The sequence below is a fragment of the Butyrivibrio sp. AE2032 genome, from assembly GCF_000702965.1.
Genome location: NZ_JNLF01000002.1, coordinates 251,056 through 263,809 on the forward strand (window position 1 = coordinate 251,056; position 12,754 = coordinate 263,809).

At 45.9% G+C, this 12,754-nt stretch carries 11 protein-coding genes and 1 tRNA gene; 9 read left to right on the forward strand and 3 right to left on the reverse strand.

What is annotated here, in order from left to right; all coding sequences use genetic code 11:
• Nucleotides 1–138 precede the first annotated feature (138 nt).
• Nucleotides 139–2,664 (forward strand): AMP-binding protein, encoded by a 2,526-nt coding sequence (locus tag BO18_RS01065; RefSeq protein WP_034442508.1) that lies wholly within the window; start codon nt 139–141, stop codon nt 2,662–2,664.
• Nucleotides 2,665–3,254: 590 nt separating this feature from the next.
• On the forward strand, nt 3,255–3,701 hold the full coding sequence (locus BO18_RS01070; RefSeq protein ID WP_034442511.1) for a hypothetical protein: 447 nt from the start codon (nt 3,255–3,257) through the stop codon (nt 3,699–3,701).
• A 186-nt stretch (nt 3,702–3,887) separates the two neighbouring features.
• On the opposite strand, the gene BO18_RS01075 is transcribed toward BO18_RS01070, so the two are convergent.
• The 3 genes from BO18_RS01075 to pckA all read right to left on the reverse strand — a co-directional run bounded on the left by BO18_RS01075 (nt 3,888) and on the right by pckA (nt 6,960).
• Entirely contained in the window at nt 3,888–4,463 is a 576-nt protein-coding gene (locus BO18_RS01075) for a TetR-like C-terminal domain-containing protein (protein WP_034442513.1), read from the reverse strand.
• A gap of 164 nt (nt 4,464–4,627) precedes the next feature.
• A complete protein-coding gene (locus BO18_RS32225) occupies nt 4,628–5,194 on the reverse strand; it encodes a TetR/AcrR family transcriptional regulator (protein ID WP_051688403.1) in 567 nt (188 codons plus the stop codon).
• A 152-nt stretch (nt 5,195–5,346) separates the two neighbouring features.
• Nucleotides 5,347–6,960 (reverse strand): phosphoenolpyruvate carboxykinase (ATP), encoded by a 1,614-nt coding sequence (gene pckA / locus BO18_RS01085; protein WP_034442515.1) that lies wholly within the window; start codon nt 6,958–6,960, stop codon nt 5,347–5,349.
• Nucleotides 6,961–7,168: 208 nt separating this feature from the next.
• Between pckA and BO18_RS01090 the strand changes: the two genes are divergently transcribed.
• The 7 genes from BO18_RS01090 (at nt 7,169) to BO18_RS01120 (ending at nt 12,679) form a co-directional block, all read left to right on the forward strand.
• Nucleotides 7,169–7,966, forward strand: coding sequence for an alpha/beta fold hydrolase (locus tag BO18_RS01090; RefSeq protein WP_034442517.1), 798 nt, complete (start codon nt 7,169–7,171; stop codon nt 7,964–7,966).
• A 57-nt stretch (nt 7,967–8,023) separates the two neighbouring features.
• Nucleotides 8,024–9,082, forward strand: a complete 1,059-nt coding sequence (locus BO18_RS01095) for an alpha/beta hydrolase (RefSeq protein ID WP_051688404.1) — start codon at nt 8,024–8,026, stop codon at nt 9,080–9,082.
• Between the two features lie 118 nt (nt 9,083–9,200).
• Nucleotides 9,201–9,285 (forward strand) — tRNA-Leu (locus tag BO18_RS01100).
• A 149-nt stretch (nt 9,286–9,434) separates the two neighbouring features.
• Nucleotides 9,435–9,869, forward strand: a complete 435-nt coding sequence (locus tag BO18_RS01105) for a LytTR family DNA-binding domain-containing protein (protein WP_034442520.1) — start codon at nt 9,435–9,437, stop codon at nt 9,867–9,869.
• Complete coding sequence (locus tag BO18_RS01110) at nt 9,866–10,306, forward strand: DUF3021 domain-containing protein (protein ID WP_034442524.1); 441 nt, start codon at nt 9,866–9,868, stop codon at nt 10,304–10,306. Before BO18_RS01105 ends, BO18_RS01110 begins: the two co-directional genes overlap by 4 nt.
• Before the next feature lie 559 nt (nt 10,307–10,865).
• Nucleotides 10,866–11,768, forward strand: coding sequence for an ABC transporter ATP-binding protein (locus BO18_RS01115; protein WP_034442527.1), 903 nt, complete (start codon nt 10,866–10,868; stop codon nt 11,766–11,768).
• A complete protein-coding gene (locus BO18_RS01120; protein WP_034442530.1) occupies nt 11,768–12,679 on the forward strand; it encodes an ABC transporter permease in 912 nt (303 codons plus the stop codon). Before BO18_RS01115 ends, BO18_RS01120 begins: the two co-directional genes overlap by 1 nt.
• Nucleotides 12,680–12,754: the final 75 nt, after the last annotated feature.

Sequence of the window (12,754 nt, forward strand, 5' to 3'; positions counted from 1 at the left end):
GCTAAATTTGCTAGGCTGCTAGTCAGCCTTATTAATCTGTCCGGCTTTTCGCGGAGGGCCGAAAATCACGCGAATGTTTTACAAAAAGACCATAAACCTATATAATTCAAAGGTTGTTTAATAAAAGAGGTAATAAAAATGTTAACTTGTTTTTCGACTCTCGCATGTCCCGACTTCTCCTGGCAGGAGATCTATTCCATGGCCAAGGACTTCAATTTCAACGGTATTGAGATCAGAGGCCTCGGCAATGATATCTTCTCGGTCAAGGCTCCTCCGTTTACTGATGCAGAGCTTCCCAAGACCGTCGCCAAGCTCAAGGAGCTGAACCTTAAGATCCCGTGTCTCTCATCCGGTGAGCCGGTCAATAATCTTGAGACCAAGGATAAGGCCATTGCAGAGATCAAGGCATATATCGTGCTCGCTTCCAAGCTCGGCACGTCTTTCATCAGAGTATTGGGCGACAGGAACCCCGCTCCCGAAAAGGAGATCGACGACGAAGTAGTCATCTCCATCATGAGAGAGCTCATTCCTTTCGCTGAGGAATACAACGTAACGCTCCTCATCGAGACAAACGGCGTTTATGCAGACACCAAGAGACTCAAGAAGCTCCTCGATACGATCGGCAACCGCAAGGTCGCTGCTCTCTGGGACATGCATCATCCTTACAGATTCATGGGTGAGAATCCGACTGAGACAGTCAATAATCTCGGCGAATACATCAAGCATGTTCACGTTAAGGACTCCGTCATGGTTGACGGCAAGGTCTCATATAAGCTCATGGGAACAGGCGACATGCCGTTAAAGGAGATGTTCGATGCTCTCCAGTCCATCGACTATCTCGGCTACGTTTCTCTCGAGTGGGTCTACAGATGGTCAAAAGACCTCGTAAGCGCGGGTATCGTAGTTCCTCATTTCGCTGGCTACATGGAGACATACAAGCCTAAGCAGAAGACGGAACTCCACCTGGACAACAGGGGAACAGGTTACTATCCCTGGCCCAAGGAGACTCTGATCGACCTGACATTCCCGGATGTTTTGGACAAGATCTGCGAACTCTTCCCGAACCAGTATGCTTTCAGATATACAGAACTCGATTATACGAGAACATATCCCGAGTTCAGGAACGACGTCGACAACCTGGCACGCGCATTCCTCGCAATGGGCTGCAAGAAGGGAGACCACATCGCTATCTGGGCAACCAACGTTCCCCAGTGGTACCTGACATTCTGGGCCGCAACAAAGATCGGCTGCGTACTCGTTACAGTAAACACGGCTTACAAGATCCACGAGATCGAGTACTTGCTCAGACAGTCCGACACTTGTACGCTCGTAATGATCGACAAGTACAAGGATTCCGATTACATCCAGATAATCAACGAGATCTGCCCTGAACTGAAGGACACTGAACCCGGCAAGCTCGAAGCAGCAAGACTTCCTGTATTAAAGAACGTAATCACATGTGAATCTCGTGTTCCCGGATGCTTCCACTGGGAAGATCTCCCGGCGCTCGCAGAGAATGTCAACGTCAGCGAAGTAGAGAAGATCCGCCGCACGATCGACAAGCACGATGTCTGCAACATGCAGTACACATCCGGCACGACGGGATTCCCCAAGGGCGTTATGCTCACACACTACAACGTTGTAAATAACGGTAAGGCAATCGGTGACTGCATGGATCTGTCATCCTTCGACCGCATGATGATCCAGGTTCCGATGTTCCACTGCTTCGGCATGGTACTTGCAATGACCGCTTCAGTAACACACGCAGTTACGATGTCTCCTATTACCGCATTCTCTCCCAGAAAGGGTCTGAACTGCATCAACCAGGAGAAGATCACCTGCTTCCACGGCGTTCCCACGATGTTCATCGCAATGCTTGGTCACGAGAACTTCCCGAAGACCGACTTTTCGCACATGAGAACAGGCATCATGGCAGGTTCACCTTGCCCGATCAAGACGATGGAAGAAGTTATCGAGAAGATGCACATGCCCGAGATCGTTATCACATACGGTCAGACGGAAGCATCTCCTGCAACGACAATGAGTAAGACTACTGACACCATCGAGCAGAGAGTCAATACCGTTGGACCTTCCATCTTCGGCGTCGAGACAAAGATCGTCGATCCCGAGACAGGCGAAGAGCTTCCTGACGGTGTGCCCGGCGAGTTCTGCGCAAGAGGCTACAATATCATGAAGGGCTACTACAAGATGCCCGAAGCAACAGCTGCAGCCATCGACGAGGAAGGCTGGCTCCACTCCGGTGACCTCGCTCTCAGAAGACCCGAAGACGGTTACTACAAGATCACCGGACGTATCAAGGACATGATCATCCGCGGCGGCGAGAACATCTACCCTAAGGAGATCGAAGACTTCCTCTATACACATCCCAAGATCCAGGACGTCCAGGTAATCGGCGTTCCTGATGCCGACTATGGCGAAGAGATCATGGCATGCGTCATCCTGAAGCCCGGTGAAGAGTCCTCCGAAGAGGAGATCAAGGAATATGTCATGACACACATGGCAAAGCACAAGGTTCCGAGATATGTTGACTTCGTCGACTCATTCCCGATGAATGCAGCAGGCAAGATCCTCAAGTACAAGATGAGGGAAGAGGCAGTTGAAAGACACGGCCTCGAGGGCGCGAGCAAGATAGTTACGGCCTGATCTGCTGATATAAGTAAATTCAATTATCCAGGGTGCTGTCTCAAAAGGGGCAGCACCTTTTGTTATGTGTGCAGAAGAGAATATGCCCAGGTTTGTTTTGGAATAGTTTGTTCATCAGAATTTAAGTGCTGCCGGATTTTGAAATATGAATGCGGCATCTGATATTTGAAATATGAATGCGGCATCTGAAAAAATCGGCAAAGATTCGGCTATGCCTTACTTTTGCAAGATTTTTCCTTCATAATGCTCGAAAAATACGGCAAACGATTCGGCAGCGCCGCATTATTGCCGATTTTTCTGCTCATTTGCATGACCTGCAAAACTGCGCCTTAGCCAGGCTTCAGAAAGATGAAGTAAACCTCGGCTAAAACCTCGGCAGTAGCCGGACTTTTAGCCTGGTTTTTGCAGATTTGAAAACTCGGCTAAAAACTAGGCTTGTACCGTGTTTTTAGCCGTGGTTTTGAAGCTGCTTCTGAGAAAGTCAAAGATGCGGTGTTTTCTATTCACAAGCCAAATAAACAATGGTACACTTTATCAAGTTTATTTTATTCGGCGGAATACGAATAAAGCAGAATAAGGGAGGTTGTTATATGAATGTAAGAAGGATCTTTTTGATCTTAGCTTGTCTCTGCTCGGCTGCTGCGGTATTTATCCCGTGCTATGTTATCCAGTTGAACTACGAGACTGTAGAGGGCGGTAATATCTCGCTTTTCAGTGCTTATCCGATTTACGGCATCGCAATCCTGGTACTCGACTTATTTGTTATAGGTGCTACGATCGTCGGGTTGAAGAAGGGGTATGTCATAGCATCTCTGATCAATATCGGTGTCACGATATCCACGGTGGTCAACATCGCCATCAACAGGGAGAGCGCCGCTGCGGTATTGCGTATCACTGGTTCATTTCTCAATGCATTAGGCTCAAAATCTACGATGGAATACAAGGTTGAAGACGGCGCAGGTTTCTTTATGCTGATATTTGCTGCCGTTGTCATCCTTGTCACGATGATCTGGAATGCATTGGGGAACGACGACTGATATTTTTATGACACGCGTGATCTTTCTCTAAAATATGCACTGGCAACTCTTCCAGGTGACCAGTCAGGGGAAGACATATCAGATAACCGCTTCAGGCATTCATTTCGAAAACTAAAAAACAATAAAGCCGGCCGCTAGAAGGAAAACGACCGGCTTTATCTATGCAGGAAACAATTAATAAAGGTTCTAGTTAAATCTTTCGCCGGGGAAGAGCATCGTGAATACACCGCGCTTTGAAACTTCCCAAATGACATCGGCGACTTCTTCAGGAGATTCCTTCATCCCGTTCATGATCCATACGCGGAGGATCTCATTGGCACCGGCATTGTTGTATGCGCAGAGCAACTGGTCGCGCGGTGTCAGATCCTTTTTCGTCTTTTCGGCAGAGATGGAAGTTATCTGGGTTGCGAATTTAAAGATCTCATTGAAAAAATCCAGATCGCAGTTTGGTGAGATAATGATATTGAGGAAGTGGGGATGACGTCTGATGCTCTTGCAGAGTTTAATGAGACTGTCTCTATCCAGCTTTTTGTTTTCTTCAAGTATGGAAGTAATGTCATCGATCATAATCATCTTGTGCTCATCAAGGAGCTCAAAGATGTTGTTATAGTGATAATAGAATGTGTTGCGGTTTATCTTGGCCAGACTGCACAGCTCAGTGATCGTGATACAGGAGAGCTTCTTGGTCTTAAGAAGTTCCTCAAGTGATTCGAGTAATGCGATCTGTGTCCTGACGACTCTTACGTCTGTTGATCTTTTCATGAGCGTTGTCCTAAATCTAAAATATACTTAATTTATAGCACATGTTTTATTTAAAAAGTCCGGAAATATATTAAAGATACAAAGAATTAAAAACGCGTTAAAAAACAGGTGAATTTCTCGAAATAGATTCACCTGAACAGACTTTAGTCTCAAAAAAGGAAATATCAATCTTCAGGGAAAAGAACCGAGATCGGGCCTTTTCTTGAAGATAAAGAGATAATTTCAGCAACTTCGTCCGGCGATTCTTTCATTCCGCTGCGGATCCATGCACTTAATACAGCATTGCATCCGGCATTGCAATAATATGTTGAATATAAGTCACTGGCAGAAGTGATATCTTTATGTCTGTCGATCTGTATCCTGGCTTTTTCAGAAGCGATACCGAAGATCTCTTCGAACAGATCAACGTCACAATTAGGGGAGACAAGTATAGATAAAAATAAAGGATGACGCTTTAATACCTTGCATATCTCGTTTATTGTGGTGCGGCTCCTTGTATTGTTTACATCGAGCACTTCGTTAAGTTCAGCTTCCAGTATCTGTTTGTTTTCGGTAATAAGATCATTAATGTTGTTATAGTGGTAATAGAAAGTATTACGGTTTATATCAGCTGCTGAACAGAGTTCGGTTATCGAAACGCAAGAGAGCTTCTTGGTTTTTATCAGTTGGTCCAGTGCTTCTAAAAGTGCTTTTTGAGTCCTGACGACTCTGATGTCGTTTGTTTTTCTCATAATCCTGCCCAAAATAAATATATCTTGATATTTATACTATACCACTAAATATTTCATTATCTTCCTGAAGTTTTAAATCCGATATAAATTAAAGAAAAGAGGTTGCCCAACCGGACAACCTCTTGATAAATCTAATCTGAACTGAGTAAGTATCAGAGCTTAGGACCAGCCTCTACGAGTGCCTTACCGGCTTCGTTTGTCTCATACTTCTTGAAGTTCTTGATGAATCTGCCTGCAAGATCCTGTGCCTTCTTGTCCCACTCAGCTGCATCAGCGTAAGTATCACGGGGATCGAGGATCTCTGTGGATACGCCGGGAAGCTCTGTAGGTACTTCGAAATCGAAGTAAGGGATCTTCTTTGTAGGAGCAGACTTGATGGAGCCGTCGAGGATAGCATCGATAATTCCACGTGTATCAGGGATAGAGATTCTCTTGCCTGTGCCGTTCCAACCTGTGTTAACGAGGTAAGCTTTAGCGCCGGACTTCTCCATCTTCTTTACGAGCTCTTCAGCATACTTTGTAGGGTGGAGCTCAAGGAATGCCTGACCGAAGCAAGCAGAGAATGTAGGTGTAGGCTCTGTGATTCCACGCTCTGTACCAGCAAGCTTAGCTGTGAAGCCTGAGAGGAAGTAGTACTTTGTCTGCTCAGGTGTGAGGATGGAAACAGGAGGGAGTACGCCGAAAGCGTCAGCAGAAAGGAAGATTACGTTCTCAGCTGCAGGACCTGCAGAGATCTTGTTAACGTTCTTAGCGATCTTCTCGATGTGGTCGATAGGATAGGAAACACGTGTATTCTCTGTAACTGACTTGTCTGCGAAGTCGATCTTGCCTTCAGCGTCTACAGTAACATTCTCGAGAAGAGCATTTCTCTTGATTGCGTTGTAGATGTCAGGCTCATTCTCCTTGGAGAGGTTGATAACCTTAGCATAGCAGCCGCCCTCGAAATTGAAGACGCCGTTGTCGTCCCAACCGTGCTCGTCATCACCGATGAGGAGTCTCTTAGGATCTGTGGAAAGTGTTGTTTTACCTGTACCGGAAAGACCGAAGAAGATTGCTGTGTGCTTACCTTCCATGTCTGTGTTAGCGGAGCAGTGCATTGAAGCGATGCCCTTGAGAGGGAGGTAGTAGTTCATCATGGAGAACATACCCTTCTTCATCTCACCGCCGTACCATGTGTTGATGATAACCTGCTCACGGGATGTGATGTTGAAAGCAGCGCATGTCTCGGAGTTGAGGCCGAGCTCTGAGAAGTTCTCGATCTTAGCCTTGGAAGCGTTGTAGATAACGAAGTCAGGTTCGAAAGAAGCGAGTTCCTCGTCAGAAGGAACGATGAACATGTTCTTTACGAAGTGAGCCTGCCAAGCAACCTCAACGATGAAACGGATAGCCATTCTGGAATCCTTGTTAGCGCCGCAGAAAGCGTCAATAACGAAAAGTCTCTTGCCAGAGAGCTCTTTCTGAGCGATGTCCTTAACAACTGCCCATGTAGCTTCTGTCATAGGGTGGTTGTCGTTCTTGTACTCGTCTGTTGTCCACCAAACGGTATCCTTGGAGTTCTCATCCATAACGATGTACTTATCTTTAGGGGAACGGCCTGTAAAGATACCTGTCATAACGTTGATCGTGTCGAGCTCTGTGAGCTGACCAACCTCATAACCTGTAAGACCTTCCTTTGTCTCTTCTTCGAAGAGAAGCTCATAAGAAGGGTTGTAGACGATCTCAGTCGTGCCTGTAATGCCGTACTTTGTCAAATCAATGTTTGCCATAATCGGTAACCTCTTTCCTTAAAATTTAACAAAGTAATTATACCGCTTAGGGTTGAAAATAGTATTTAAATATTTTTGGTTTTTGGGTCAGTTTTGAATGAGTTTTGTCTGTTTGCAGCGTTTTTGGGCCGGCGTAAGGGCATAATGATTTTCACTTAGCAAATTGATATATTATTTATTAATATTTCGAAAAAAGGAGCCCTGAAAAATGGCAGTTGAGACCGGACGGATCGCAAAAGACGGCATGGAGATGGAATATTTCAGGTTCGGCAAGGGGGAAAAGCCTCTGGCGGTTGTCCCCGGACTTTCGGTAAAGAGCATCCTGCTCTATAAAGATGCCGTCGCTGACGCGCTCTCGCTTTTCGGAGAGGGATTTGATGTGTATGTATTTGACAGGCGGGCAGATCTTCCTGATGACTATACCGTTGCGGACATGGCCAATGACCAGATAAAGGCCTTTGAGGCTCTGGGACTTAAGGATATTTCAGTTTACGGCATTTCGCAGGGCGGCATGATCGCCCTGACATCGGCTGTTATGCGTCCCGACCTTATAAGATGCATGGTCCTGGGCTCAACATGTTCAAGGCTCGATGATACTTCCCGGGCTGTTATCCGTGAATGGAATGCCCTGGCAGCTGCCAAAGATGAGGACGGTCTTATCGAAGCTTTTGTTAACGGAGTATATTCGCCGTCTTTTGCTGAGCTTTATGGTGATGCGATCTGCGGTTCCATGAAAGGCATTACTGACGCTGATTTTGAAAGGCTCGCCGTTCTGACAGCAAAAATGAACGAATACGATGTCAGCGGACGTCTTGGAGACGTCAAATGCCCTGTTCTCATAATGTTCGGGGATAAGGATATGGTGTTGGGGTCAGAGACGCCTAAGGAACTTTCCGCTATAAAGAACAGCGAAATGTATGTCTTTGAAGGGGAAGGACATGCAGTTTACGATGAGACGGTCAAGTTCCGCGAAAAGGCAAACGAGTTCTTTTCGGGAATTTTATAATATGAATTGATATTATTTCCGATATAATACACACGAATAAATATATGGGGTGTTTTTATGGCTACTAACAAAAAGAGTTCAAAGAAAAAAGGTCCTAAGAAGAAGGTTACCAAGAAGAAAGTCGTTAAGATCGTTCTGATATCGCTTGCAATATTCATTGTGCTCAATCTTTTGGGCGCGGCTATCGGAACATCGACATCCATTACCCACCCGAAGCGCAACACATACGATCAGGTGGAAGCAGAGATGAAGGAGAACAATGTCTGGGACGATTTCGGCAGTTATGCGACGGAAGACTATACCGTTCAGGGTTTCGAGGGTTATGAGCTTCATGTCACCCGCGTTTTCTGTCCCTGGACGGTCGGCACAGGAAAATACGTTATCTATTCGCACGGACATACGTCAAACAAGATGTCGGCTTCCAAATATTGTGACGCTTACGCGGAACTCGGATTTACCGTCATCACTTATGATCTCAGGGCACACGGCGAAAATGCCAAGGCCATCTGCACGATGGGCGGTCTTGAGGCAAAGGACCTGAACTGCCTTATCGAAGACACATACAACCGTTACGGAGACGTTGAGATACTTGGACTTCAGGGCGAATCAATGGGCACTTCGACATCGTTGAATGCATTGAGATACACCGACAAGATCGATTTCATCGTGGCCGACTGCGGTTTTGAGAGCCTTAAGTATATGGTCCACGACATGTATAACGACATGTATCTTTATCCTTTCGGAACCTGTGCCGATATCGGTTTTAAGCTGCTTTATGGAATAGATGATGCCGAAGTCAGCGGTATCGACGCTCTTAAGGGTAAGAACGTACCGATCCTTTTCGTTCACGGTGAAGATGACGACTGGATCGATGTCGATAACAGCCTCGACATGTATAACGAAGCTCAGAAGTATTGTTATACGGAACTCTGGCTGGTTCCGGGCGCCAAGCATGCCCGTTCCAGACAGGTCGCCGGTCTTGACGCATACCGTGACCATATTTCTTCGTTCCTTGAATCTGCCGGCGTTTTAACGGAAGAGGCGGAAAGCGAATACCCTGAAGGTTTCCCTGAAGATCTTATTGCAGCGATAGACGAGACAGAAGAGGTCGCCTAGTTTTATTCGATGATTTCTTGCGTTGGCTTGCCGTAATCTTGTGAGAAGTGCGTGAAGTATAGCTTTCTTTGCCAAATTGACAAAGAAATACCGCTTTAATATAATAATCAACGCACACGGGGTTGTGGCGGAATGGCAGACGCAGCAGACTCAAAATCTGCCGACCATAAATCGTGTGGGTTCAAGTCCCACCAGCCCCACCAGTTACATGTAGCACCGCGGTTCTTATAGGATCGCGGTGTTTTTTTTGAATTCTTTTGTTTTTGTACCATCGATTTTCCGCTTGTAATTCAACCCTGGGGCGGCATTTTTGCTATAATCATTTCGAAATACTTATTTGCAGGAGTTTTTGATGCAGGTCCTTTTCGAAAAGGTCAACAGCAAAGAGGAAGAACAGGCCGTGATAAAAGCGGTCGAGATCACCGACGAGATCTCCGGAGCCATAGAGCTTTTGGAAGGCGACTCGAAGAGCTTTGCGGTGAGTAAGGATGACAAAGTCTACATCATCAAGGCTTCTGCGGTTTACTATATAGAATCCGTCGACAAGAAGACTTTCGTCTATACCAAACAGGGCTGCTACGACTGCAAATACAGGCTTTATGAGCTAGAGACCCTTCTGGGCGGTTATTTCATGCGTTGCTCCAAGTCGATGATAATTAATCTAAAGAAGGTGCGCACGGTCAAGTCGCAGATCAGCGGCCGCATCGACGCGACGCTGCTCAACGACGAAGTCGTGGTTATTTCGAGAGGTTATGTAAAGGAAGTTAAAAGGAGGCTCGGGATATGATGAACAAATTGAAGTTATGGCTTGAACAGACCATGACGATATCATTTGCGATCTTTGTCGGCATCCTGATCGAAGGCATTGTCTATGCGGTAATGGGCGACGATCTCGCGAGTTTCAATCTCACTTGGCTTCAGCTCCTTTCGGTTATTCTTACAGGAGCGTTGTGCTCTGTTCCGACGCTGTTCCTTTTTACTGAGGACGAGAGAAAGAAATCTCATTTTATGCTGAAGCTTGTCCTTCACTTCATTGGTCTTTATGCTATCGTCAGCATTTTCGGCTTCATATTCAAGTGGTACGTTCACATAGACGGCTTCATCTTCATAACCGTTATATTCTTCCTGGTCTATGCCTTTGTTTGGGCCGTATCGCTCTGGTTCCATAAGCGCGATGATAACAAGATCAATAAGGCGCTGGATGACATAAGGGACGAGGAGTAGGTTGCCGGAAATTGGTTTCAGATAATCTGCAAGAACCAAAATATCGTTTTCGAGAAAAAGCTATCAAAAACGATATCAACCGGAAGGTTAAGATATCGTTTTCCGGGAAAAGTTTTCAAAAACGATATCAGCCGGAAGGTCAAGATATCGTTTTCCGGGAATAATGATCAAAAACGATATCAGCCGGAAGGTCAAGATATCGTTTTCGAGAAAAAGTTATCAAAAACGATATAAGTTGTATCTGAAAACACCTTAGAAGAGCTATGGAGTATCAGTTCTCGGCCTTGGCCACTCTGATATACGTGGATTGGTTACCTACCCGTCAATGGTCCGCCGTGAGCTATACCCTCTAAAAAGCGTGGATCACAATTGCTTGTGCCGACATAGTTATTTCGTACATCGCTCGAACCTAAGTGGTACAGCTCGCCCGTTGTATCCCAGAGCTCCCCTAAAAACAAACTTTTCCGCAACTTGGTAAGCCATTTCCGCAACTTGGTAGCAAAGCCCTTTTTCCCGAAAATCAAAAGCGTTATTGTTGCCTCATCAGGAGGAAATGACAATGAAAATAATCGAAGTTAAAGAACTGACCAAGAAGTACAAAGAGCATACCGCGGTTGACGGTATCTCATTCGAAGTCGAAGAGGGCGAGATGTTCGCTTTCCTGGGAGAAAACGGAGCCGGCAAATCAACAACGATAAACATGCTGACGACCATCCTTCAAAAGACTGCAGGCACGGCATTTATATGCGGCCATGAACTCGGAAGGGAAGACGATGAGATCAGAAAGGTCAACGGCATCGTTTTTCAGAATTCTGTACTGGATAAGAAGCTGACCGTAAAAGAAAACCTTCTTACCAGAGGCTCATACTACGGGCTTTCACGAAAAGAAGTAATGAAAAGACTTGAACCCTTTTCAGAGAGCTTTGAGATGAAGGATATCTGGGACAGGAAATACGAGAAGCTCTCAGGCGGTCAAAGAAGAAGAGTGGACATCATGAGGGCGCTCATCAACAACCCTAAGATACTGTTCCTCGACGAACCGACGACGGGGCTTGATCCGAAGTCAAGAAAGCTCGTATGGGATTACATCAATTACCTCAGAAGAGAGTACGGCATGACGATATTCCTTACGACTCACTATATGGAAGAGACCAGGGATGCCGACCACGTCGTGATACTCGACAAAGGAAGGATCGTGACAAACGGAACACCAGCCGAACTCAAGACGAGATATGCTCATTCAAGGCTCGTTTGGTATACGGCAAAAAGCGCAAACGCTGAAGCGCTCATCACGAGGATCAGCAGGAATTTCGTATACGATGCGGACCATTACAGCATTGAGACAGACGACAACCTGACCGAATTCATTTTCGAGAACAGGGAAGAGATAAGAGACTACGAATTGATCAAAGGTACGATGGATGACGTATTCCTCAACCTTACAGGAAAGGAGCTCGCATAATGAAGGACTTTATTGGATTTACAAGACGCAACATGCTCATTTATTTCAAAGATTTCTTGGCGGTTTTATTCTCACTCCTTACATCGATAATCTTTTTTCTGCTCTACATCCTTTTCCTCAAAGGCACGTTCGTTGACGCACTAACAGGCTCGATGAAAGGTCTCGAAAACATAGTCTCTGCAAATGACATCGACATGTTCGCAAACGGAATACTGCTGTCGGGCATTCTGGGTTCGGCGATAATCACGGTGCCTTACACATGCCTTCAGACGATAGTAAAGGATAAGGAAGCCGGTGTGGACAGCGACATCTGCGCTACGCCTATGAAGCGCTGGAAGATTGTGCTCTCGTATTTCACCGCATCCTCAATATGCGCTTTTATTATTACATCATTAATTCTTACCGCAGGACTTGCCGTTCTCAGTTTTATGGGCGATCCGCATATTAGTGCAGGCTCTGTCTTAGCGGCATACGGAACAGTCCTTCTCGGATGCGTATCATCAACGGCGCTTTTCATGGTCTTGATGCTGATGTTCAAGTCTTCTTCGACGAGTACCGCTTTCTTCGGCATATTAAGTGCCGCAGCAGGATTCATTATAGGCGCTTATATTCCGTTGTCGCAGTTTTCGGACGGCGTTCAGTCCTTCTGCAATCTTTTCCCGGCTTGCCATATCACATCAATGTTCCGTAATGTCCTCTTAAGCGGACTTGCCGAAAACATCGATTCATCGATCGGCGGGCTTGATAACGGTGCGTTTATCGCGGCTATGAAGGAGACTTTCAGTTTCAACGCAAAGTCGTTCGGTTATTCTTTCGGAAACTCCGCTTCGGTAATGTATATCTGCATCATTGCGCTGATCTGCGTCGCTGCGATGACTGTAGTCTATAACAAGACTTATAAAAGAAGATGATCTGTCGGCGGATGCATATCATATATGGATTACAGATAATAATGGTATAATCCCGCTAAAATGCGGGAGATATAC